Source organism: Streptomyces sp. GL_140 (genome assembly GCF_057834465.1).
The window spans coordinates 1-23,859 of sequence record NZ_JBYQMJ010000003.1 but is presented as its reverse complement, the minus strand read 5'-3'; the positions used below and the strand labels follow the sequence as shown (position 1 = coordinate 23,859).

Here is a 23,859-nt window from a genome sequence, read left to right as displayed (position 1 = left end):
CCCCAAACTTCCGCTGCGTCCCGCCGACTCTCCCCAACCCCGCTGGAGAGCCGCTCGAACCGCGGTCCTACGCAGTACGGACGAAGCTCTCGGCGTACCGCTTGGCGAGGTCGAGGGTGGCCGTACTGTTGCGGCCGAGCGCCTCGCGCACGTAGCGGCGGCACTCGGGGATGCCGGCGTCCGCGCCGAGCACCCGGGTGATGTTCTCGGGGCGCAGCAGCACGCCGTGGTGCGAGGTGGCCAGCACGCCGTGCCCGTCCTCCTCGATCGACCACTCGCCGGTGTGCGCCGCCATCAGCAGCGGTGTCGCCGTCTGCTTGTAGACGATGCGCCCGGCGTGCGGGAAGCAGACCCGGACGGACTCGGTGGTGTGGGAATTGCCGTCCGCGGTGAGGGTGTCCATGGACATCACCTGGATGCCCGGCTCGTCCTCGGTGACGTCGAGGCGGGAGACGTGGGGGACCAGCCGCGGCCAGTCGCGGACCCGGTGGAGGAACTCGTAGACCAGCTCGGCAGGGCCGTCGACGCGCACCGAGTCGTTGAAGGAGAGCACCAGGTCGTCCAGGAGCGTCCAGCCCTCGGCGAGCTGCTTGAGGTTGGCCAGCTCGGCGCGGCTGTTGGTGTCGGTGGCGCGCTCGACCCAAGCCACGTCCGCGGCGTCGTCGCCGGCGACCGTGAAGTCGTGCAGCAGCGTCAGCCTGCACTGCGAGGGGCTCAGCGGTTCCACCACCCAGGTGCCGGCCATCGACGTCAGCGGCTCGGCCGGCACTTCCTGGCGGAAGTCGATCCGGCGTGCCGCCGCATCGAGGACCCGCCGCGAGGTCCACGACTTGACGCTGCCGTTGGCCGTGGCCCACATCCGCAGGTGCTGGCGGGTGCCGTCGAAGTCGAGCTGCTCGACGTGGACGTTGGGCGGGAAGTACAGCGGCCACTGGGCCGCGTCGGCGATGAGGCCGTAGACCACCCCGGCGGGCGCGGCCACGGTCACCTCGTGCGTGGTGTGGTGGAGTGGACCGGCAGACATCGTTGAGTCCTCTTTCGGGGTCAGAAGTTGCCCAGGCCGCCGCAGACGTTGAGCGCCTGCGAGGTGATGGACGAGGCGAGTTCGGTGGTGAGGTAGCCGACCAGCGCGGCGACTTCCTCGGGGGTGGAGTAGCGGCCGAGGGGTATCTTCGCGGTGAATTTCTGCATGACCGCTTCCTCGGAGGTGTCGTACGCGGCCGCGTAGCCCGCCCGTACGCGCTGGGCCATCGGTGTCTCGACGTAGCCGGGGCAGACCGCGTTGACGGTGACGCCCGTCGGTGCCAGCTCGTTGCCCAGGGCCTTGGTGAAGCCGACGACTCCGTGCTTGGAGGCCGAGTAGGGGGCGCCGAGGACGACGCCCTGCTTGCCCGCCGTCGAGGCGATGTTGATGATCCGGCCGTACGGGGCGCCCTCCAGCCCGCCGTTCTTGAGCACCTCGCGCGTCATCAGGAAGACGCTGTTGAGGTTCGTGTCGATGACGTCGTACCAGAGCTCGTCGCTGATGTCGGCGGTCGGTCCGCCGCCGCTGCGCCCGGCGTTGTTGACCAGCACGCCGATCGGGCCGAACGCCTCGACCGCCGCGCGGACCAGGGCGGCCACCGACGCACGGTCGCGCACGTCGGCCGCGGCGCCGTCGACGTCGAGGCCCTCGGCGCGCAGCTCGGCGACGGTCGTGTCGACCTGCTCCTCGGTACGGGCGCACAGGAAGACGCGGTGGCCGCGGGCGGCCAGGTCCCGGACCACGGCGAGACCGATCCCGCTGGTGCCGCCGGTGACCAGGGCGGCCGGCTTCGTCTCTGCTGTCATCGGGGTCCCTCCACGGCGGCGTTGATGCCCTGACCGTGTCCTGGACGCCTCGACGGCCGCACGAACCGGCCTTGAGGACCGCTCGACCCCGGTGGGCGAGGGTGGCGGCCCGTACGAGAACGGAGTCGGACATGAGCGTCCAGGTCGAGGCCACCACCACGGAGATCGCGGACGGGGTGCACGCCTACGTGCAGCCGCACGGCGGCTGGTGCCTGAACAACGCGGGCCTCGTGGTCGGCGCGAACGGGCAGGCCCTGCTCGTCGACACCGTCGCCACCGAACGGCGCGCGCGGCTGCTGCGCGATGAGGTGCTGCGGCTCGCGGGGGCTCCGCCGCGCGCACTGGTCAACACCCACTTCCACGGCGACCACACCTTCGGCAACTACCTGTTCCCCGAGTCGGTGGTCTTCGCCCACGAACAGACCCGCACGATGATGTCCGCCACCGGGCTCGCCCTGACCGGGCTGTGGCCGGACGTGTGCTGGGGCGAGCTGGAGGTCGCGCTGCCCGATGTCACCTACCGGGACGCCCTGACCCTGCACACGGGCGGGATACGGGCCGAGCTGCTGCACCTGGGTCCGGCCGCGCACACCACCGGCGACACCGCCGTCTGGCTGCCCGAGCAGCGCGTGCTGTTCGCCGGTGACCTGCTGATGTCCGGCGTGGCCCCGTTCTGCCTGATGGGATCCGTCTCCGGGTCGCTCGCGGCGATGGAGCGGCTGCGGGCCCTCGGCGCCGAGACCGTCGTCCCGGGCCACGGCCCGGTCGGCGGCCCCGAGCTCATCGAATCCAACGCGGCGTACTTCCGCTGGCTCGCCGAGCAGGCGCGGCTCGGCGTCGCGGCCGGTCTGACCCCGCTGCGGCTGGCCCGCGAGCTCGGCGACGGGCCGTTCTCCGCACTGCTGGACGCCGAACGCCTCGTACCGAACCTGCACCGGGCGTACGCCGAACTGGCCGGTGCGGCGCCCGGCGACCCCCTGGACGTGGGCGCCCTCTTCCAGGAGATGTCCGAGTTCAACGGGGGAGTACCTGCCTGCCACGCCTGACGGATCAGTGCGCCGCACGCGCCCGGGCCGCGGATTCCAGGGCCAGGGACAGCTCACGGGCCGAATCGGCGCTGTTGTCGGCGCGGCCGGCGACCACGACGGCCGGCGGTTCCCAGCCGTGTGCGGCGATGCGGTCGGCGACCTCGTACGCGACCGCGCCCGCGCCGGAGAAACAGCCCAGCAGCAGGGACTCGCCGGTCGCGAGGACGGGGCGCAGCGCCCGTAGGCACGCGGAGGCGTCGGCCGGAGCCGCCAGGGCGATCAGCGCCTCGGGTCCCGGATGGGCGACGGCGAAGCGGTCGTAGCAGCCGGGTGGCGCGTCCGCCGGGGGGAGCAGGCAGATCGTGCCCGCCCCGGGGTGGGCGCCCCGGCGCAGGGTGGTCAGGAGGTCGGCCGGGCGGGCCGCCATCGCGGGGACGAGGGCTCCGTCCAGCAGACCGAGCGCGTCGGCCACGGTCGCGGACCGGCCCGCGGCGGGAAGTCCGCGCAGCAGCCGCGCGGTCTGGGCGAGGACCGCGGCCGCGTCCTCGTCGGCGATCCGGGTGCGGTCGTGGACGGCCGTCAGGACCAGCTCGCCGACGGTGTCGTAGTGCGCGGCGAGCGTCAGCGGCACCGCGGTGTGCGGGCCGACCGCCTCGGGCCGCTCCACCCGGACGCCCTGCACGGCGAGTTCCTCGTACAGGCCGCCGGGGCCGGGGCGGCCGGGCCGCAACTGCGGCGGAGCCTCGAAGGAGAGCACCGACTCGGTGAGCCCCTCCTCGTACGGGGAGCGGCCCGCCCAGGTGTGGATCTGCCCGGCGGAGACCCACTCGTAGGCCGCCATGTCCAGGGCCCGGCCGCCCAGCGCGGCGAGCAGCTGCGCGACGGTGCCGGCCGGATCCACGTCCACGGACATGGGCAGCGGGTTGCGCAGCGGCGCGGGGAGCGAGGCGACGCCTTCGAGGGGGATGCCGCGGCCCGACACCGCCACGGAGAACGCGACGGGGGTGGGTCGCTGGTCGGGGCCCGCGGCCGCCCGGTGCAGCAGGAGGGCCCAGGCGGCGTGCAGGACCGTGCTCTCGGCGGCGCCGCAGTGGGCGGCCCACTCCCGCAGCCGCAACGCCTCGTAGGAGTGGAGCCGTTCACGGGTGCGGCCGTGGCCGGGCCGGGCGGCGAGACGCCCGGCGAGGCGGCCCGTGAGCCGGGCGGGCAGGGTCACCGCACGGCGCGGGGGCGCGGCGGCGGACCAGAACGAGCGGGCGGGACCCAGGTCCTGGGCGGACAGCCAGTTCCGGTGGTCGCGCAGGTCGGGGCGGCGTTCGCCGCCGTGGGGTCGGCCGTCGGCGAGGTAGGCCCGGTAGAAGGCACCGATGAGGATGTCGAGGCTGCGGCGGTCCAACAGCGCCTGGTGGTAGGTGATCAGGACCCGGGCGACCGGCCCCATGGCGGGACTCTCGTCCAGGACGACGATGCGCAGCGGGCCGGGCCGGCGCAGGTCGAACTCGCGCCTGCGCTCGCTGACGAGCAGGGACTGCCAGTCGACGGCGCCCCGCGTGTGCCGGGTGATGTGCGGGACGGTGTGGGGGTGCACCGCGATCCGGGGCCAGGCACCCCGCAGGGGGTCGGCCACGGCGGCGCGCAGCACCGACTCGCGGTCGAACACCGCCTGCCAGGCGGCGGTGAACCGATGCGGGTCCAGGGGCCCGTACCAGCGCCAGTGCAGCTGCTCGACGTGGAGCGGGGAAACGGGGCCGGCGAGAGAGTCCAGCAGGACGTCGCGCTGGAGCGGGGTGGCCTGGACGGCCACTGGCGCGGGCACGGGCGCGGGCGCGGCCATCGACTCCCTCCCTTGAGCTTGTGTGCGCGAGTGGGCGAACCCGATGGGTCAAAGGGGAACGAGCGTGGGCCACGGTGCCCACACGGCGCTGACACGGCGCTGACACGCGCGCCCCGGCGGGCGTCGGCACGGCCGTCCGCACCTCGGCGCCGCCCTCCCGTTCCGGAACAGTGCAGGTCAGGAGGGTTCCGTGGTCGCTCCGGTGTTCCAGTGGTTCTGGATCCGAGCGCGAGCCGGGGCCGCCGCGTCCTCAAGACCGCCGCGGCTTCACGTATGGACGTATGGACGTATGGACGTAAGGGCGTATCGATGTACCGACGTATCGACGCGTTGAAGAAACGGCGTGTCACAGGGTCCTGATGGCGGATTCCGCGTGCCGCTTGGCGAGGTTCAGGGTGGTGGCGCTGGTGCGGGCGAGGGCCTCTCGGACGTACGCCCGCGCCTGGCCGGTGTCCACGCCGCGGCCGAGGACGTGCTCGATGGCCTCCTCGCGGAGCAGCACGCTGTGCCGCGAGACGGCGGTGGTGCCGGTCGCGTCGGGGGTCACCGCCCATTCGCCGGTGTGCGCGGCGAACAGGATCGGCGTCCTGGTCTGCTTGTAGACGATCCGGCCCGCGTACGGGAAACAGATCCGCACCGACTCGGTGGAGTGGGTGGAGCCGTCCGCGGCCAGGCTGTCGGTGCGCAGGAGCTGGACTCCGGGCACGTCCTCGGTGACGTCCAGGCGCAGGACGTGCGGAACCCTGCCGGGCCAGTCGGCGACTCCGTAGAGGAAGTCGTAGACGAGTTCGGCGGGGCCCTTGATCCGTACCTCCTCCTCGACCGTCAGCAGCAGCTCGTCGAGCCGCTTCCAGCGCTCGGCGGTCTCCTTGAGCTGGGCGAGGTCGGCGCGGCTGTTGGTGTCGGTGGCGTGGCGGACCCAGTCGGCGTCCCCGGGGCGGTCCGCGGCGACGGTGAAGTCGTGGACCAGCGTCAGCCGGGAGCGCTCCGGGCCCCGGGAGTCCACCGTCCAGGAGCCGCCCATGGCCAGCGCGGGGGCCGCCGGGGTCTCCTGGCGGAAGTCGATGCGGCGGGACTGCGCGTCCAGCGTGCGGCGGGACAGCCAGGACCTGACGGCCCCGTTGGCGGTGACCCACATGTGGAACCGGTCCAGGGTCCCGTCGAAGTCCAGCCGTTCGACGTGCAGGCTCGGCGGCATGAACAGCGGCCACTGGGTCGTGTCCGCGATCAGCCCGTAGACCACGCCCGCGGGCGCGGCCACGTCCACCGTGTACGACGTGCGGTGCACTCGCTCACCTGACATCGGCCCCTCGCCTCCCTCGCCCTCGATCACGAGAGAGTGCCGGGCCGCGCCGGAGGAGTGCTCGAGACCCCCTCGACCTCGATCTCAGCCTCGACCTCGGGCGTGCGGACGCGTCGGGACGGACCGCGGCCGTCGGCCGCGGTCCGCACGGCCCTCAGGCCGCGTACAGGTCGAAGGTGGAGCCACGCCGCGGACCCGCCACCACGTCCAGCGCGGGGTCGACCGTCAGCATCGCCTGGTGCAGGCGCTGGAGCTGGGGCGAGGGCTCGACACCGAGGTCGTCGATCAACCGGATGCGCATCTTGCGGTAGACGTCGAGCGCGGTGGCCTGGCGGCCGGACCGGTAGAGCGCCACCATCGCCTGCGCGTGCAGGCCCTCGTGCTGCGGATGACGGGCGATCAGCTCGGTGAGCTCGGCGATGACCTCCGTGTGCCGTCCCAGCCGCAGGTCGACGTCTATGCGCCGCTCCACGGTCACCAGCCGGCTCTCCTCCAGCCGCATCACCTCGATCGAAAGGATCGGCCCGACGCGTACGTCGACCAGCGCGGGCCCCTCCCACAGCGCGAGCGCCTGCCTCAGCCGGCTCGCGGCGAGCTCGTCGTCGCCCTCGCCGAACGCACTCTGACCGGCTGTCACCAGCCGTTCGTACTCGTGCACGTCCACGGCCTCGGGTGCGATCTGCAGCAGGTAGCCGCCGTGCCGGGTCGCGAGCACCTCCTTGGCGCCCGGGGCGCCCGGCCCCATGGCCGTGCCGAGCCTTCTGCGCAGTTGCAGGATGTACGTCTGCATCGTGGTGAGCGCGCTCTGCGGCAGGTTCGTCCCCCAGATCTCCTCCATGAGGGTCGGTACGGGCATCACCCGCCCCGGGTAGAGCGCGAGCAGTGCCAGGATCTGGCGCGGCTTGCTGGCCGTCGGAACAATCGATCCCCCGTTGACTTCGGCACTCAACGGACCCAAGATCTGAATCTTCACGGTTTCCTCCGTACGTCGTCGAGTTCCCATCGATTTCAAGCCTTCGACGCGAGCACGTTAGCCGGGCGCAGGGCGGCATCCCGATAATCTCGAGCACCTGTTGAGCGCATCTCCAAGAGCCGGATTTCCGTCGCTTGATTCAGCTGCTAGATTCCCCACAGGGACGAAAACGGGCACCCATTTCCCCCTGTCCGTCCGCAGTCTTTCCGTGAGTCCCGCCGGATCGCCGGGAGGAGTCACCACCATGGAATTCAGCGCACGCGGGACCACGGACGCGCGGCGCCTGGACTTCCGCGTCCTGGGCCCCGTCGAGGTGCACGACCTGGGCACGGGTGCGCGGATCGTGCCGTCCGGCGCCAAGCAGCGCGCCCTGCTGGCCGCACTCGTGGTGCGGGCCGGCGAAGTGCTCTCCGTCGACCGGCTCGTGGCCGAGCTGTGGGGCGACGCCCCGCCCACGGCCGCGGCCAACGCACTGCAGGCCCATGTCGCGCGGCTGCGCAGGCTGCTGGGGGGCGGCGCGGGCCGGAGCGGCCGGCAGTGGATCGACACCCACCCCGTGGGCTACCTGCTGCGGCTCGGCCGCGCCACCACCGACGCCCAGCGCTTCCACCGGCTGTCGGCCGAGGGCCGTGCGGCGTCCGCCTCCGATCCGGACCATGCCGCCGAACTGCTGCGCACGGCCCTGGACCTGTGGCGGGGCCCCGCGCTGGAGGGCAGCGGCCACGGGCCGATCTGCCTGGCCGAGGCGGACCGGCTGGAGGAGACCCGGCTGAGCGTGCTGGAGGCCCGCTACGAGGCCGCGCTGCGGGGCACTTCGAGCGGCGGAACCATCGAGGAGCTGGAGCGGCTGACGGCCGCCCACCCGCTGCGCGAGCGCCTCCACGAACTGCTGATGGCGGCCCTGTACCGGTCCGGCCGCCACGCCGAGGCCCTGGGCGTGTACGAGCGGGCCCGCCGGCAGCTGAGGGACGAACTCGGCGTGGAGCCGGGGCCCGCCCTGCGCGGCCGGGTGGAGTCGATCCTCCACCACGCCCCCGCGGCCGGCGTGCCGGGCGGACCGCTGCCGGCCTCCGGGCAGGGGGCGGCCCTCCTGGATCTCGGCGCCGAAATCACCCGGCTGCGCGCCCAGGTCGAACATCTCACCCGGGAACAGGAGGCACTGGCACGCCGGTTCGCTCTCCTGAATATCCCTTCGGCGGCCGTCACCGTCTGACCGGCCGGGCGATTATCCACACTTCACCGACCGCGTTCCAAGAATTCCCGGAACCATTCGAAAGCGGGACTATTTCCCGATCGCAACGGAAATCCCGGCCGCCCCGACCGGCTCCGCCATAACCAGATAAAGGGGAGCGGAGCGGCCCCACGGAAATCCAAGGTGAAGCCGGACCGGGGAAATGCGCGGCACCCCCGGAGACGGCCTAGACCCCGGGCAGCCACAGGGGCGTGCGCAGGAAGGCCGACGCGGGCAGCGGCACCGCGACGGCTCCGGTGCCCGGTGCCCGGTGCAGCGCCGCCCAGTCGATGTCCAGTCCCGACAGCCACAGCGCGCGCAGCTGGTGCAGGTGCCCGGCACGCCACAGGGTGGCGAGGTACCCCTGGGTCTCGGATACGGCGCCCAGGCCCAGCGGGTCCGCGGCGCCGTCGCGCAGATCGGCGCAGGGCAGCCGGCCATGGACGAACTCCTCAAGGGCGCCCACCAGCTGGGACACGTCCGCCACGACCACCGCGAACCGGCAGTCCATGGCGGCCCGGCCGGCGCGCAGCGAGCGGGCGAGCACGTCGAGCGGGGGTGCCTGACCGCCGCCGAGCAGCACGGCGAACCGCTCGGCGGTGGCGGCCAAGTGGGCGGGCGTCGGCGCGGACAGCACGAAGAGCTCGTCCCCCGCGCCGCCACCCGCGTCTCCGCTCGCCCGACCGCCCGCGTAGGGCTGCGCCCGCTCCTGCGCCCGCTCCTGCGCCCCGGGCAGGTACTCCTCCAGGATCACCTGCGCGTCCACCCCGCCCGCTCCGCGCACACCGGCCGAGGCCCTGCGCGGCAGACCGGCTTCGGCGGGCCAGCTCTCCGGCTCCCGGCGTCCGGGCTCGGGCAGGAGCACCCGATGACGCAGTTGGAGCACGGCCCGCGTCACCACGGCGGCGCCGGTCGCGGCGCCGCCGTCGCCGACCACCGCGCCGACGGACACGGGGTCCACACCGGCTCTTACGCTCTCCTCCGCGACCGCGGCCGCCCGCAGCGCCTCCCGCAGCGCACGCGCGCCGGGCGGGCCCGCGCAGCCCTGCGATCCGGTGTGGGAGACGGCGCTGCCGCGGACGACGGCATGGACCGTGTCGCCGTCGGCCACCGCCCGTTCCAGCGGCTTGAGCAGCAGCGCGCCGACGCCCTCGCCCGCGCCGGGGCGGCGGCTGGAGGAGTGCAGACGCAGCTGAACCCCGCCGACCAGCGCGGCCGCGCATTCGGCGCGGCGCAGGGAACCGAGGGCGAGGTGGAGGGCGACGGGCACGGAGGACTCGGCGGTGTCCACGCACTGGCTGGGGCCGGTCAGCCCCAGCAGGCCGGAGAGCCGGTTGGGCAGGCTCCACGTACCGCCGTGCGGCATCCGCCCGGACTTGCCGCGCGCCCGCGCCTCGGCGGCGAGCAGCGCGTAGTCGCCCGCTCCCGCGCCGACGAACACCCCGACGCTGCGGGGCGTTCCGTCGGGCGCGGTGAGCACGTCGAGCCTGCCGCCGGTGCATCCGGCGTCCTCCAGGGCCTCCCAGGCCGTCTCCAGGAAGAGCCGCTCCTGGGGGTCCATCAGGGCCGCCTCGTCCGCGTCGATCCCGAAGAACTCGGCGTCGAAGTCCTGCACGCGCTCCAGGTAGTGGCCCGCCTCGGTGCCGGGGCGCCCCGGCGGCGGTACGGAGGCGGTGCCGCGGCCACTGAGGAGCAGCTGCCAGAAGGCGTCCAGGTCCGGGGCGCCGGGGTAGCACCCGGCGATCCCGACGACGGCGAAACGCTCCCCGCCAGTGGCGGGGACAGGGACAGGGCCGGAAACGGGAACGGAAACGGGGATGGGAACGGGAACGGGAACGGGAACGGGGTCCGCAGGGGCAACCGGCGCGGGAGGGCCCGCGGTTCCCGGGACCACCGGGGCGCGCATGAGCAGTGCAGCCGCCTGAGCCCGGTCCAGGGTCCCGTTCTTGAACCGGGTCAGGATCTCCTTCTCGTCCATCATCCCCGGCGGGCCAGCAGCACGACCGCCTGCTCCACGGTGAGCCGCTCGTCCCTCACCGCGTTGAGCAGGACGTCGACTTCGGGGTTCCGCTCAAGGCGCGCGCCTGCCATGCCGCCCGTCCGCGCCGTGATGTAGGCGGCCAGCGCGGCGATGTCCGGGTGGTCGTAGAGCGTGACGGCCCGCTCGGAGAGACCGAAGGTGCGGTTGATCACCGCGATGAACTCCGCCCCTAGGACGGAGTCCAGACCCAGCACGTCGAAGGTGGTGGTGGGGACGACGTCCCAGACGTCGCAGCACAGGATCCCGGCGAGCTGCTCGCGCAGCACCTCGATGACCTCCCCGCGCGCGACCATCGGTGCCGCCGCCGGGGACGGCGGGACGGCACCGGCTGCCTCCCGGCCCAGTTCCCGCGCGATCTGCCGCGCGAAGGCCGCCGGGGTCGGGTGGTCCTTCAGGTCGCCGGGAAGCACGCGGGTCCCGTAGCGGGCGTTGAGCACGGCGACGAACTCGACGGTGAGCAGCGAGTCGAGCCGCAGGTTGTAGAAGGTCTCCTCCGGGTCGATCTTCTCCGGTTTGACCCGCAGGACGTCGCCGAGCACCCGGGTGAGGTCCCTGAGCACATCGGCGGGGGTCGTCGGCGGCATGGTCCTGCTCGGACCGGATTGGTCAATCGTCATCGGTGGCTCCTCCAAGATGTCGAAGGCGCCCGGCCAGCCCGGCTCGCGCGCCCGGATCCGTCACACGGCGCTGCCCGTGAACTCCTGCCGGCGGCAACCCTGCGGGGCCCCGGGTCCGCCCTGCACGTCCGGAGCCTCGGTGCGGAAGTCCTTCGACCGGCCCACCGGTACGAGGCTCGGCAGCAGCAGCGACCACATCGTGGCCACCCTGCGCCGCAGTTCCTCGTACGGCATCCCGGTGCCGGCCATGACCTCGATCCCGCAGGCAGCCGCGGCGACCAGCGATTCGGAGCTCTCCCAGCGGCCCTCGCGCAGTTCGCCCGCGTCTCGGGCCTGCCCGAGCAGTTCGCACACCACGTCCATCCACTCCTGGTGGAAGTCGGTGAGGCCGGGCTGCCGCCCGAGGTGCTCCTTGGTGATGCGGAAGCTGGCGGGGATGGCCGGCTCCTCGTGCAGGGTGCGGGCCAGCCAGTGGGTGGTGTCGACGAGCGTCTGGAGCGGAGAGACGCCCGATTCCCGCAGGGTGCGCACCCAGTCCTCCAGCATGGCGCAGCCGCGCTGCTGGACGGCCTCCGCGAGTTCGTCCTTGGAGGCGAAGTGGAAGTACAGCGCCCCCTTGGTCACCCCGGCCGCCCCGGCGATCCCGGCGAGCGTCGAGTTGGCGTAGCCGTTGCGGGTGAACATCTCGGCCCCGGCGTGGAGGAGGTTCCTGCGGGTCCGCTCCGACCGCTCCTGCACCGCGCTGCCTCCTCGGCCCGTGACCCGGGTCCGTCCGATCGTGGTGCGGCCCGTCGCGTTCGCCACGGCCGTCTCAGCCCACACGTACGAGTCGTTCGCCGTCGGCCTCCGCCGCTTCCACGGCCAGCTCGGGACCGGCCATCAGGATGGAGCGCTGCAACCGGCGCAGTGCGGCCGACGGCTCCAGTCCGAGCTCTCTGACGAGCGTGGCGCGCAGTCGCTGGTAGACGTCCAGGGCCTCGCCCCGTCGGCCGGAGCGGTGCAGGGCGAGCATGAACTGTCCGTGCAGGTTCTCGTGGGTGCGGTACCGGCTGACGAGCACCGTCAGTTCGGCGAGCAGCGCGCGGTGCCGGCCGAGCCTCAGGTCGGCCTCGATGCGCTGGTCGAGCGCGCACAGCCGGGTCTCCTCCAGCCGCCGCGTCTCCATGTCCAGCTGGACGCCGCCCTGTACGTCGGCGAAGGCGGGACCCGACCACAGCGACAGCGCCTCGCGCAGCAGGCGGGCGGCGCCCGGGAAGTCCCCGGCGTCCATGGCGCGGTAGCCCATCCCGGCGAGCCGGTCGAACTCGCGGACGTCGCTGGTGCCGCCCCCGCTGTTGAGCAGGTAGCCGCCGGGGAGGGTGACGAGCACGCCCTTGGCCGTACGCCGCCCGGAGGTTCCCTCGTGACCCTCGGCGGGATCCCGCTCGAGGGCGGTGGAGATCAGTGCCCGCAGCTGGAGCACGTACGTCTGCAGTGTGGTGCGGGCGCTGCGCGGCGGTTCGCCGGCCCAGAGCTCGTCGATCAGTGCGGAGACCGGTACGACTTGGTCCGCGTGCAGGGCCAGGAGAGCCAGCACCTGACGGGGCTTGGGCGCGGTGGGCATGATCGAGAAGCCGTTCTCACGCACTGAAAGTGCGCCCAGTACATCGATGTCCACGCCGAATTCCCCCTGGTCTGTGGGTGATCTCGCCCTACTGAGGCATCACCAGTAAAAAACAGGACCGACGGTTTGTCAATATAAAACCGTCCGCGCTGTTTTTAATGCACGCCCCTCGGGATCTCACTCCCCACACACCACCTGACCTGCAATTTCCCTTCGGATCAGCCGAACGGGAGCGCGCCGAAATCACCTTTGTGGAGCTAAATGCTCATCTGCCCCATTCTTTAATCCATATTCATTGCGAATAGTCCGATTAATCCGACGGTGTTGATCAGCCAGCCCGGCGCTCCCCAACGGTCCGACGACACGACAGGGTCCACCTGGTGGCCCAGTCGCGGCGGACGGCGCCCCTGCCGCAGGGCCTTCCCGAAACAGGGCCGGAACGCGCCGTCGGCTCCGCACGGCGGGGCGACGTACTGGCGGTCACCCCGCGAGGCCGTGAACGGCACGCGTGACTGATCAACAGGCCCGGAGCGGTTATGCCGAAACGGCCGACGACACGACGGACAGCGCCCCGGCCGTCGATTCGCCGCCCCTCCGCGACGGGCCGAAAGCGATGCGACCGTCCGGATACCGACCCGTCGCCTTCGATCAAGAGCCAGGCCGGCGAGGGGGATTGCCGCCGAACGCTCGCTCCGCTTTCGGTCGCGGAGCCGGACGCCACGCCCATCAGGACCCGGAAATCGGCCCCGATCGGCACCGCTGCGACGAGCCCCGACGACCCGGCCACCACCAGCCCCGAACACCATGCGATCTGCGAAAACGTCAACCACCCACCCTCGGACCGGGACCCCCCACCGAAGCACCGCGGGCTAAAGGACGCCTAGGGTCGCAGTGGAGGTCGACCCGGTCCGACGGGAACCCTCGTATGTTGGCCGAACCGCAGCTGTCGGGGTGAGGGCTCGCGGCGGAAAAGTTCAGGAGTCAATCACTCCGGATATTCCCGTTTCGTGGATGATTCCCCCTGGAAATTAAACCGGATGGTATGTATCTTTCCTTCATCCGCACCTCGCCATCGCTGTTCAGGGGGAACAATGACTGCGAGCACGTTTCAGGCTGCACGCTCAACGGTGGACGCGTACCAGGTGAACGTCACGGACGGCTCCCTGAGAACACCCTCCGACCTGCGCTTTCCCACCCTGACGGCCACGGTCCCGAAGGAGTTCGTACACCGCGCCGCCGTCGCCGAGGTCATGCTCACCAACTGGTGGCGGCAGGATGAGACCCACTTCCACGTTTCCGCGCAGTGGTCACGCAGCCACAGCTTCTTCACTCTGATCGACGGCGAGTCCTACGACCCGCTCATGGCCGCCGAAACCATCCGCCAGCTCGGCACGCTCCTGGCGCACGCCGAGTTCGGCCTGCCGCTGGGCCACCAGTTCCTGGTCCACGACCTGGCCGTGGCCGTACGGCCGGAGCACCTCTCCGGAGCCGGCAAGCCCGCCTCGCTCGAAATCGACGTCGTCGCCACCATGGTGAGGCAGCACCGCGGAGTTCTGGCCGGTATGCGGCTGGAGGTCGTGATACGCCGCGACGGGAACATCGTCGCGACGGGAGGCGGCTCCTACACGTGCCTGAATCCGGCGGTCTACGGCCGTCTGCGCGGCGGCCGCACGCTCAGCAGCGAAGGGGGTCAGCCGCCCCTCATCGCTCCGGCCGCGCCCCAGAGCGTCGGACGGATGTCCCCCATGGACGTCGTCCTCTCCCCCACCACCGAGACGAACCGCTGGCAGCTCAGGGTGGACACCCGCCACCCCGTGCTCTTCGACCACCCCCTCGACCACGTGCCGGGCATGGTGCTGCTCGAAGCCGCCCGCCAGGCCACCGCCGGCCTGCTCAAGCGTTCTTCCCTGCTGCCCCTCGCCATCGCCGGCGATTTCAGGCGGTACGTGGAGCTGAACACCCCCTGCATGATCGAGGCCCGCCGCATGCCCCGCCAGCTGCCCGACGGCGCGGACACCGTCCTCGTCACCGGCCACCAGGACGGCGCACTCTGCTTCAGCGCCACCGTCTCGGCATAGCCACGAGCCGTCCGTCTTCTCCCGCACGCGCGACTGGTGTTCCCCCGGGAGATCCTGACTTCACCGCCGGCGCCGTACGACCAAGAACCATGGAACACCGCCGACGGAATCCACGACCCACTGCCGACCCACTGCCCTCAAGCCAGATGGCATCCGGCACCCAGGTCGAGCACCGACGCCCAAGACCGGCCCGACAGGCATGCCCCCACGGCGTTAACGCCGTTAATGCCCCCGAGCCGAGCGAGCTCAGCACCGTTAACGCCGTTAAGCCCCACCCCCTGTCGGCATTAACGCCGTTAACGCCGTTAAGCCCCCCCCCCGACTCCCCGCTCAGCGCCCCCGGCTGACGACGCATCCAGGCACAAACAGCCCCAGATCGCCCGCACCCTCGCACCACTTCGTTAGCAAAACTCAAGCGTGGCGCCCACATGCACCCCTGAACGTTAGTAAAGTCCCTCTCATGACTTCGCCCTCGTCACAGAGCGACCGAGAGAAGGTCGTCTCCAAACTCCCTCCGTGGCTGCGCCAGGAACTGAAGATCCGGACCGCCCAGTTGCGGGTGGACATCCAGGACGCCGTTCACCAGGGCATCGCCCACTGGAGCGCGCTCGCTTCCTCCCCCTCCCCCGTCGACACCTCCGGCGCCGAGTCCTTCTCCACCTGGCTGCCCTCCGGCCAATGGGAGTCGTTCCGCGCCGATTCCAAGGACCGCGGCGTCTCGCTCATCCAGGGACTCGCCCAAGCGGTCCGCCTCTGGCTGGAGATGAACCCGGCCCCCACGGTGAAGCGGCCCTCCGTGGTCCGCCGCATCGTGGTCTGCAACCAGAAGGGCGGCGTCGGCAAGACCGCCATCACCGCCGGCACCGCCGAGGCCCTCGCCGAGGATCCCGCCACCCTCCACCCGGTCCGCGTGGCCCGCCAACTGGCGCGGTCCTCGGCCTCCGAGGACGGCTACGAGCCGGGCTCCGAATCCGCCGCACCCGTCGACCTGGAAGACCTGCCCGGCCTCGGCATGCGCGTCCTGATCGTCGACTTCGACCCCCAGGGCCACCTCACCAAGCAGCTCGGCGGACAGCCGCTGCCCATCGGCGGCGACAGCCTCACCTGCCACATGGCGGGCGAGGCCAAGGGGCCCCTCTCCGACCTGATCCTCCCCATCCAGGACGAACGCTTCGGCGACCGGCTCCACGTCCTGCCCGCCTGCACCGACGCCTTCCTCCTCGACGTCCGCCTCTCCACGGTCCGCGCCCGCGAGGCGGCCCTGGAACGCGCACTGGCTCCCGTCGAGGCCGACTACGACGTCATCCTCATCGACTGCCCGCCGAGCCTCGGCCTCAGCATGGACGCGGCCATCTACTACGGGCGTCGCCGCGACACCGAACAGCCCGGAGCCTCGGGCGCGCTGATCGTCGTCCAGGCCGAAGACTCCTCCGCGGACGCCTACGACCTCCTCACCTCCCAGATCAACGATCTGCGCGACGACCTCAGCCTCGACATCGACTACCTCGGGCTCGTCGTGAACCTCTACGACGGCCGGCGCGGCTACATCGCGACCTCGTCCCTCCAGGCCTGGATGGACATAAAGGATCCCCGCGTGGTGGCGATCGTCCCGGACCTCAAGGAACAGCGCGAAGCCGTCCGCGTGAAGCAGCCCCTGTTCGTCTACGCACCCAAGGGCGACCAGGCCATCGCGCTGCGCGCCCTCGCAAGGGAGATCTCATGAGCAAGGCCGACAAACTCGGAGTCTCGACCTCCTTCGCCCGGGCCCAGCCGGTCGGCGTCAGCCCCCGCCGCGCAGCCATCGCCGAGGCCACCGGCGCCCCCACCTCCGGGGTGGTCCCCCCGTCCGAGGTTCCCATCGAGGCCCTCGCGCACAACCCGTTCAACCTCCGCGAGGACCTCACCGAGATCCACGAGCTGGCCCAGTCCCTGAGTGTCCGGGGTCAGCTGCAGCCCCTCGCCGTCGCCACCCGCATGGCTTTCATGGAGGCCCACCCGGGCCACACCGACGGCCTGGGCCGCGCCCCGTACGTGGTCATCGACGGCAACCGCCGCCTGGCGGCAGCCCAGCGGGCCGGGCTGCGGACGATGCACATCCACGTCAACGACTCACTCGCCACCTCGGCGGCGGACATCCTGGAGTCGGCGCTCATCGCCAACGTCCACCGCGTCGACGTGGCTCCCATGGACCAGGCCCGAGTCCTTGAACAGCTCGTCGAAGTCCACGGCTCCCAGGCCCAGGTGGCCAAGCGGCTCGGCAAGACTCCGGCCTGGGTCTCCCAGCGCCTGACCCTCCTCAACCTCACCCCGGAACTCCAGGACAAGGTGGAGACGGGCGAGCTGAAGGTGGAACCGGCCCGCCGCATCGGCCGCCTCCCCCAGGAGGATCAGGCGGCAGCGGTGGAGGAAACCGTTAACGCCGTTAATCCCCCGCGCCAACGCACCCGCCCGACGGCCACCACAGCCCGGCCGATCCCCGCCGAGACCGAGCCGACCGCAACCCCCACCACGCCCCCGGCCCCCACTCCGGCTGCCGCCCCGTCCCCCCGCCGGATCACGATCGTGACGGACTCCCCCGAGACCGTCGCCGACGCCCTCACGGCGCACCTCACGCCGGACGATCTGAAGGCGGTCACGGAGCTGCTCCTGACCCGCATCTGACACGACCCGGGGGCGCTAACGGACCGACGACCATTAACGCCGTTAACGCCCCCACGTGTGTTTCAGGTGCGTTCCATGGTGCGACTCGCATAGGCTGCGCCTGGAGGTTCTCATGCTCAACGCGCACGACCACGAACAGACCACGCTCTTCGCGGCGGTCGACGCCCTACTCGAAGAGGCGGCGGCACAGGACGCCCTCCCGCACCCGGACGAGCGCAAGCGCCTCCGCGAAGCGGCCGGCCTGAGCCAGGACCAGATCGCCCAGGCCCTCTCCGTCCGCCGCGAGACGGTCACCTCCTGGGAGACCGGCCGCACGGCCCCGCGCCCTCCCAAGCGCGCCGCCTACGCCCGCCTCCTCAACGGCCTCGCAGACCTCCACCCCATTAACGCCGTTAACGCCCCCACCCCCAGCGCCGAGCCCGAGGCCCAGCCCGAGGCACCCATTAACGCCGTTAACGCCGAGCCGGATGCCGCGCCCGGGCCTCTCCTCGCGGACGTGCCCCGAGCCGAGGCCACCGCCCCGACCCCGGAGAGCACTCCCCCCATTAACGCCGTTAACGCCGAGCCCCCCGCCGAAGCCCCGGCGCCCAACGCCCCGGCCCCCGTTAACGCCGTTAATGCCGAACCCCACACCGCAGCCCCCACCCCCGAGGCCCCGGCACCCATTAACGGCGTTAACGCCGTTAATGCCGAAGGCTCCACCCCCCAGACCGCACCGCCCGCCCCCACCCCCGCCCGGGCCACCCCTCCGCGCCGCCGCCCTGTCCCCGCCTCCACCCCCCTGGAAGGCAACGGCCCCCTCGCCGTCCTGGACGGCACCGGCAAAGCGCACGCCGCCGGAGGCATCGTCCTCGCACCCCCCGCCACCCTCCCCGCCCTCATCTCCTGGGCCCTCGGCCCCGACGCCGACCTCCGCTCCCCCCGCCTCCACCGCAACGGCAAGGACGGCGACCCCCTCCTCGTCCTCACTCCCGCCGCCGCCGAGTCCCTCGGCCTCCCCCTCGTCCTCGAAGACCGCCGGGGCCTGCGCCTCCCCGACAACCACCCCGTCATCAAGCAGCTCACCAAAGCGAAGTGGCAACTGACCCGCCGCGGCTTCGGCCCCTGGGCCCGCGTCTACCGCCCCGCCACCCCCACCACCGGCCGCCAGTGCGTCCAGCTCGCGGTCCTCCCCTGGGGTGCCCTCGACCCCCGCGCCTGGGGCGAGGGCACCGCCGACCTCCCCGCCCCGGAACTCGCCGAGCTGCTCACCTCCTACGCCACCCGCGTGCTCACCCCCCGCGGCTCGACGGCTGTCTCCGGCCTGGAGCTCATGACGGCGCTCCGCCCGCCCACCCGCGCCGCCCGGGACGAGTCCACCAACACCTGGGTCTCGGCCCCGGTCGCCGGCTCCCTCACCCGCCCCGTCGACCCCGCTCCCCCGGAAGCCCCCGACGAGCACCCGGTCGTCGCGGCCCTCTACCCCCGTAGCCACCAGCGCACTCCGGACCAGGTCCTCGACGAAGAGGCGTACGACTGGATCCGCGACCCGCAGCTCCTCACCGACGCCGAGTGCGCCCACGCCTACGCCGTCGGCATCGACGTGAACATGGCCTTCGCCGCCGCCGCCAACCGCCTCCTCGTCGGCATCGGTCCCGCCGTCCACGCCGCTGCCCCCCGCTTCGACCCGAAGCTCCCCGGCTGCTGGCTCGCGGACCTCTCCACCACCGAGCTCGACCCCCGCCTCCCCAGCCCCTTCACCCCGCACGGCCTGCCCCCGACCGGCCCCGCCTGGTACGCCACTCCGACCCTCGCCTACGCCCAGGAGCTCGGCGTCCCCGTCCAGCCCACCGAGGCCTGGCTCCGCCCGGAGCACGGCCCGTACCTGGACGCCTGGTACACCCGCCTGCGCGACGCCTACATGGCGACCATGGCGGACCTGGGCGTCCACCCGGACCTCACGGACGCCGAGTTCCTCACCGCGATGACGGAACACAAGCAGCACGACCCCCACCGGACCGCGGTCCTCTCCGCGATCAAGTCCACCGTCAAGGGCGGCATCGGCAAGCTCCGCGAACGCCCGCAGGGCGCCGGCTACCGCCCCGGCGAAGCCTGGCCCGCGCTCGAACGCCCCACGTGGCGTCCCGACATCCGCGCCGCCGTCATCTCGACGGCCCGCGTCAACATGCACCGCAAGATGCGAAAGCTCGCGACAGCCTCCGGTCAGTACCCCATCGCCGTCCTCTCCGACTGCGCGGTCTACCTCTCCGACGGCCCCAGCCCCCTCGACTTCCTCCCCCGCACCCCCGACGGCAAGCCGCTGCCCGGCGGCTTCCGCCTCGGCGTCAGCCCCGGCATGGTCAAGCACGAGGGCACCCAGCCCCTGCTCTGGGCCGTCCAGATGCTCGACGAACGCCACAACCCCGCCCGCCACATCAAGGGCCACGACGCCGCGGCCGACGGAGAGTAAGAGCCACCCATGTCCGAGATCAGCGACAGCCTCGACCGCGCCGACGAACAGAACTTCACCCGTCCCATCCCCAAGTCGGCGGGCGCCCAAATCCGGTACCTCGTCAAGCAGCTCAAATCCACCAAAGCCGTGGCGGACCTCCTCGCCATCTCCCGGCGCACCGTCGAGCGGTACGTGAAGGACCAGATCAAGCAGCCCAAGCCGGCGCTCTCCACCCGCCTGGAGCGCGAGGTACGCCGCCGCTGGCAGCCCCTGGTCCGCAAGCGCGCCCGAGCCAAGGCCGCCAAGCAGACCGGCCTGGTCATCGAAACCCGCGCCCGCTTCGGCTTCAGCGCCGCCCCCGGCACCACCGACGACGGCCGGATGCGCCGCATCACCCAGCACCTCCCCCCGGAGTACGCCTCCCGCCTCTTCGCCGCCCAGGAAGCCGGAGCCAACGAGAGCCAGCTGCGCACCATCGCCGCCGAAGGCCTCCAGGAGATCTACTTCAAGGACCACGGCGCCCGTGCCCAGGGCCTCCTCGTCGAGTTCACCGACATCGACTACGTGGAGCTCAACTTCTAAAGGAGGACACCCGGGTGCGCCCCCGTCAGCAGTCCCGCTCGTACTCCACCTGATCGAGGAAGTGTCCCTCACCGAAATCGCAGGCCCGCTCCGTGCCGCAGTCGGTGAACCCGGACTTGGCGTAGAAGCGACGGGACTGCGGGGTGTCGCGCAGGGTCCACAGGTGTACCCGGGCGAAGCCGTCCTCCCGCAGAGCGCGCAACGTCCCGGCCATCAACGCGGCGGCGATCCCGCTGCCCCAGCCGTCGGGGTGCCCGTAGAAGCTCAGGATCTCCGCGCACCCGGCCCGCGTCTGGGACGGACCGAAGGCGGACAGCGCCAGGGGCCGTCCGTCGGCGACGGCGAGCAGGATCGGCTTCGCCCCTTCCACCACCCGCGCATGCCACCGGGTACGTCTGCTCCGCACCGCCCGCGCGGCGAACCCCGCCTCGAAGAAGGGTGCGTACGCCGCTTCCCAGGCCGCGGCATGGATCTCCCCGAGCGCATCGCCGTCCTGGGCACCGGCACGACGGACTTCGATCATCCGGCCACCGTACCCACGGCAAGCCGCGAAAGTCAGGACACTGCACGACCTCTTCACCGTGGTGCCCGCCGGGGACTTCGAGGCGCTCCGACACGGGCACGGCGGATCGCGTTCGTAAACGCCAACATGCCCGCACCAGCCCAGCCGGAAGGCCATATCCAAGCCATGGCGTTCACGATCGCGGACACCCGCATAACCAAGCCATCCCCCTGAAAGGCAGGACCTGACGGGCAGTCGCCCCACCACCCAAGCCCCAACCACTCCCCCAAGCCCCTCCAGGCCCCCTCTGAGCCCCTCAGGAACCACAAAGGGCCCCGGGATACCCCGAGGCCCTCACAAGCCCCTGAGTCGCCCTCAGAAGCCCTTCAACTCCACACAATCAGCCAACCGCGTGCAGTGCCCTACGCCGCTTCGACTCCGCCGCCTTCTTCGCGACGGCCTGAGCCGCCCGCTTCTTGCGCTGCTCGGCCAGCTGGTCCTGATAGGCCGCCACCGCCCGGTGGTAGCTGGCCACATAGCCCCGGGCATCCAGCCGCTCGTCCGCGTCCATCTCGTTCACGGCCGCGACAGCGTCCTCGAAGGAGGTGTACCCGGCCAGCATCGGGTTGATCTGGTAGACGCCGTTGCGGATCTTCCTGACCAGCTTCGCGAGCTCCAGGCTCCGCAGCGCGGCGTTCACGCTCGGCCGGCTCAGGTCGAGCATCCCGCCGACCGTCGCCTGGTCGATGAGGATCCGCCCGCCCGGCTCGCTCAGCGAACGCAGCTTCAACAGCACGCGGTAGGCCGCCGGCGGAAGGTCGAGGTCCGAGAGAAGCCCATCCGCGTTGACCGCAGCGAATCGCAAGGTGCTCACTGAGCCGTCCCTTCTCCCGTGCGCTTCGTCCGGCTCACCCGACGCGCAGCGCGCTCTCTTGCCCGTTCGGCCCGCAGTTCCGCGATGGCCTGCCTCATGTGGTCCAACGAAGGGAAGCGCACCAAGTCGGGCAGGCTCGTATCGCTACGAATCTGCGAAATGGTTCCGTGCTGCTCCACCTTCACGAACTCACCCGTCATCTCGGTACCCGGGATGAACTCCGCCACCCGATAACTGTAGGGCGGGTTGAACTGATACACACCCCGCCTCACCTTGAAGACGATCCCATGAGACATCACGGTGTGCAGAGCTTCGGAGGTCTTCGTCCGGCTGACATCCAGGATGGTAGCCATCTCCTCCTGGGTAAGTGGAATCCGGCCCCCCGCCCGTTGGCAGGCAATGAGCAGCAGGATCAGCCGAAGCGGCAACGCTTCCCGGAAGTACTGGGCGATCACGAGGAAGAACTCGAGGCTGTCCATCGAGAACGCATTCGGCTGATTCTCGGTCCCGTAGAACTCGAGCGGCTTGCGCTCGCCGTCCAGAGTCAGCTTCCGCGTCGGGTACCGCTTGGCCAGGCTGTCCAGGTCCTTGACCGGAGCCAGCGGCTGACTCCATGCGGAGATCGCATCGTCCACCGGCAGATCGGGACGCGGGGTCCCAGCCGGATTGCCCCGGCGGCGCTGTGGCTCTGATGACACGAGGCTGCTCTCCACTCCGTTGATCTGCGGAGATCAGTATGTCAACAAGGGTGACACAAGTGTCACGCTCGTTGACGTTCGGCGTGTCTTGTGTCCCCTCACAGGTGACATATCTCAGCCACACCCTTCCAGCCCCCGTCCCCCAACCCTCCCCGACCAACCCCACCCACCCCACCGCCAGTTCGCCGACACATCTCCACTAAAACGTCAGCGCCCCCGACGTTTTAGCCCATTTTACGTCAGCGTCACTGACATTTTGCAGCCGTTGTGTCCCCCTAGCAGCGACACAACCACCGAGATATGTCCCTCCTGAGGGGACATATCTTTCTGCCTGTACCCCCTCTGACCTGCGGCGACGCATCTCCGTACCTTCTATAGGCCGGTGGGCACGCCGCTGCGCGCACTCAAGGCCGTCTCAAAGCCTTCAGACGACCAGTTCCTGGCCCTTGATCAAATGCCGGGAGACGTGCATCACCCCAGGGCTGAACGACCTACGCCACAGCCACAACGCCGCAGAATCTGACTGATTCCCGTCTCTATCCACCCTCAATTTTGAATCACCCCGCCCCAGACCCCCTTAACGGCGTTAACGCCGTTAACCCAAGCCCAGGAATCAACCCTCTCCCCCGCTACAGGACACTTCTGACACCTCGTCAACAAAGCGAGTCGGCGACCAGCCATCGAGTAGCTCTACAGGCAAAACACACCCGTCCTGAACCACCAACTTGGCCTAGAAGTCCAGCTACCGATCATCGAACCCTGGCCGCTACTGCCCGACTCTGTTGTGCCTAGCAACCCAGCTCACTAGAACCCAAGCACGCAGCACTTGAGGACCCGCAGCAAACCAGTGGGTCAGCTGCACTCCCACAGGCTCGGGCACCTGTGGCTGCGCTACAGGTCTGACAGCCTTGGCTCGAAGCTAAGCGGAGAGCTACCGGCCTAAAGCCCACTCTGGTCTGCAAAGCAGCCTCCACCGAGCGCAACAAAGCGGTGCTTCTCCTAATCGCGCAGCGCTTGGCTACCTATGGAGCGCAGCGGAACAGGAAGTCTGGAGCGAAACGAGGGACTCCGGCCCGAAACGCTGGCTATCGCCCGGAGCTAAGTTCAGGGCCTGGCACCGAAGGCGCCCCCCTCCCCCAAGGGGAGGCGCTGGGCCGCAAAGCGGCCCCCGCCGAGCGCAGCGAGGCGGTTCCCCTCCCCAGCGCGCAGCGCTCAACGGCCTGAAGCGAAGCGGAAGGCCTACCAACCGGCCCGAAGGGCCAGCCCCTGCGCGAAGCGCAGGGGCCACGCTCCTGAGCCCGCAGCGCTCAGGTACCCAAAGCAAAGCGGAGGGTTACCTCCCCCGGAGGGGGAGGTAACCCTCCGGATAGTCCGAAGCGAAGCGCAGGACTCCAGCCGAAGGCCGGCCCTGCTCGGCTTTGCCGAGCAGGGCCGAGCGCAGCGAGGCCTTTTTCTTCCTAGGCGCGCAGCGCCTGGGTACCCGTAGCGAAGCGGAGGGTGAGCTCCCCGAAGGGGAGCTTCGGGAGCGCGAAGCGCTCCCGGTCTCTCCCAGGCGCGCAGCGCCTGGGTACCC

19 protein-coding genes are annotated in these 23,859 nt (G+C 71.1%); 7 read left to right on the top strand and 12 right to left on the bottom strand.

Going from position 1 to position 23,859, the window contains the following annotated elements:
* Window positions 1-67: 67 nt before the first annotated feature.
* Window positions 68-1,024, bottom strand: a complete 957-nt coding sequence (locus tag AC3IYJ_RS41465) for an aromatase/cyclase (RefSeq protein WP_489403379.1) — start codon at window positions 1,022-1,024, stop codon at window positions 68-70.
* 20 nt (window positions 1,025-1,044) lie between these two features.
* Entirely contained in the window at window positions 1,045-1,830 is a 786-nt protein-coding gene (fabG, locus tag AC3IYJ_RS41460) for a 3-oxoacyl-ACP reductase FabG (RefSeq protein ID WP_489403378.1), read from the bottom strand.
* Window positions 1,831-1,961: 131 nt separating this feature from the next.
* On the opposite strand from fabG, the gene AC3IYJ_RS41455 reads away from it, so the two are divergent.
* A complete protein-coding gene (locus AC3IYJ_RS41455) occupies window positions 1,962-2,876 on the top strand; it encodes an MBL fold metallo-hydrolase (RefSeq protein ID WP_489403377.1) in 915 nt (304 codons plus the stop codon).
* A 4-nt stretch (window positions 2,877-2,880) separates the two neighbouring features.
* Here the strand turns inward: AC3IYJ_RS41455 and AC3IYJ_RS41450 are convergent, their stop codons facing one another.
* From AC3IYJ_RS41450 to AC3IYJ_RS41440, 3 genes are all read right to left on the bottom strand, one after another.
* Complete coding sequence (locus AC3IYJ_RS41450; RefSeq protein ID WP_489403376.1) at window positions 2,881-4,692, bottom strand: condensation domain-containing protein; 1,812 nt, start codon at window positions 4,690-4,692, stop codon at window positions 2,881-2,883.
* 346 nt (window positions 4,693-5,038) lie between these two features.
* Complete coding sequence (locus tag AC3IYJ_RS41445) at window positions 5,039-5,995, bottom strand: aromatase/cyclase (protein WP_489403375.1); 957 nt, start codon at window positions 5,993-5,995, stop codon at window positions 5,039-5,041.
* 154 nt (window positions 5,996-6,149) lie between these two features.
* A complete protein-coding gene (locus AC3IYJ_RS41440) occupies window positions 6,150-6,968 on the bottom strand; it encodes an AfsR/SARP family transcriptional regulator (RefSeq protein ID WP_489403374.1) in 819 nt (272 codons plus the stop codon).
* A gap of 244 nt (window positions 6,969-7,212) precedes the next feature.
* Between AC3IYJ_RS41440 and AC3IYJ_RS41435 the strand changes: the two genes are divergently transcribed.
* Complete coding sequence (locus AC3IYJ_RS41435; protein WP_489403373.1) at window positions 7,213-8,181, top strand: AfsR/SARP family transcriptional regulator; 969 nt, start codon at window positions 7,213-7,215, stop codon at window positions 8,179-8,181.
* 205 nt (window positions 8,182-8,386) lie between these two features.
* Here AC3IYJ_RS41435 and AC3IYJ_RS41430 read toward each other — a convergent pair whose 3' ends face one another.
* The 4 genes from AC3IYJ_RS41430 to AC3IYJ_RS41415 form a co-directional block, all read right to left on the bottom strand.
* On the bottom strand, window positions 8,387-10,180 hold the full coding sequence (locus AC3IYJ_RS41430) for a beta-ketoacyl [acyl carrier protein] synthase domain-containing protein (protein WP_489403372.1): 1,794 nt from the start codon (window positions 10,178-10,180) through the stop codon (window positions 8,387-8,389).
* A complete protein-coding gene (locus AC3IYJ_RS41425) occupies window positions 10,177-10,857 on the bottom strand; it encodes a phosphopantetheine-binding protein (protein ID WP_489403371.1) in 681 nt (226 codons plus the stop codon). The genes AC3IYJ_RS41430 and AC3IYJ_RS41425 overlap by 4 nt, the downstream gene beginning before the upstream one ends.
* 60 nt (window positions 10,858-10,917) lie before the next feature.
* Window positions 10,918-11,595 carry a ScbR family autoregulator-binding transcription factor gene (locus AC3IYJ_RS41420; RefSeq protein ID WP_489403370.1) on the bottom strand — a complete coding sequence of 226 codons (678 nt, stop codon included), beginning with the start codon at window positions 11,593-11,595 and terminating at the stop codon, window positions 10,918-10,920.
* A 73-nt stretch (window positions 11,596-11,668) separates the two neighbouring features.
* Entirely contained in the window at window positions 11,669-12,514 is an 846-nt protein-coding gene (locus AC3IYJ_RS41415; protein WP_489403369.1) for an AfsR/SARP family transcriptional regulator, read from the bottom strand.
* A 1,073-nt stretch (window positions 12,515-13,587) separates the two neighbouring features.
* Here AC3IYJ_RS41415 and AC3IYJ_RS41410 point away from each other — a divergent pair.
* The 5 genes from AC3IYJ_RS41410 to tpg all read left to right on the top strand — a co-directional run bounded on the left by AC3IYJ_RS41410 (window position 13,588) and on the right by tpg (window position 20,212).
* Window positions 13,588-14,538: a ScbA/BarX family gamma-butyrolactone biosynthesis protein gene (locus AC3IYJ_RS41410; protein WP_489403368.1), complete on the top strand. Its 951-nt coding sequence runs from the start codon at window positions 13,588-13,590 to the stop codon at window positions 14,536-14,538.
* A 460-nt stretch (window positions 14,539-14,998) separates the two neighbouring features.
* Window positions 14,999-16,261 (top strand): ParA family protein, encoded by a 1,263-nt coding sequence (locus AC3IYJ_RS41405; protein WP_489403367.1) that lies wholly within the window; start codon window positions 14,999-15,001, stop codon window positions 16,259-16,261.
* Complete coding sequence (locus AC3IYJ_RS41400; RefSeq protein WP_489403366.1) at window positions 16,258-17,199, top strand: ParB/RepB/Spo0J family partition protein; 942 nt, start codon at window positions 16,258-16,260, stop codon at window positions 17,197-17,199. Before AC3IYJ_RS41405 ends, AC3IYJ_RS41400 begins: the two co-directional genes overlap by 4 nt.
* 112 nt (window positions 17,200-17,311) lie before the next feature.
* A complete protein-coding gene (gene tap / locus AC3IYJ_RS41395) occupies window positions 17,312-19,648 on the top strand; it encodes a telomere-associated protein Tap (RefSeq protein WP_489403365.1) in 2,337 nt (778 codons plus the stop codon).
* A gap of 9 nt (window positions 19,649-19,657) precedes the next feature.
* Window positions 19,658-20,212: a telomere-protecting terminal protein Tpg gene (gene tpg, locus AC3IYJ_RS41390; RefSeq protein WP_489403364.1), complete on the top strand. Its 555-nt coding sequence runs from the start codon at window positions 19,658-19,660 to the stop codon at window positions 20,210-20,212.
* Between the two features lie 25 nt (window positions 20,213-20,237).
* Here the strand turns inward: tpg and AC3IYJ_RS41385 are convergent, their stop codons facing one another.
* The 3 genes from AC3IYJ_RS41385 to AC3IYJ_RS41375 form a co-directional block, all read right to left on the bottom strand.
* A complete protein-coding gene (locus tag AC3IYJ_RS41385) occupies window positions 20,238-20,735 on the bottom strand; it encodes a GNAT family N-acetyltransferase (protein WP_489403363.1) in 498 nt (165 codons plus the stop codon).
* A gap of 379 nt (window positions 20,736-21,114) precedes the next feature.
* The gene (locus AC3IYJ_RS41380) at window positions 21,115-21,588 is read right to left on the bottom strand and encodes a MarR family transcriptional regulator (RefSeq protein ID WP_112453053.1); all 474 of its coding nucleotides are present in this window, start codon (window positions 21,586-21,588) and stop codon (window positions 21,115-21,117) included.
* On the bottom strand, window positions 21,585-22,223 hold the full coding sequence (locus tag AC3IYJ_RS41375; protein ID WP_239516702.1) for a helix-turn-helix domain-containing protein: 639 nt from the start codon (window positions 22,221-22,223) through the stop codon (window positions 21,585-21,587). Before AC3IYJ_RS41375 ends, AC3IYJ_RS41380 begins: the two co-directional genes overlap by 4 nt.
* Window positions 22,224-23,859 lie beyond the last annotated feature (1,636 nt).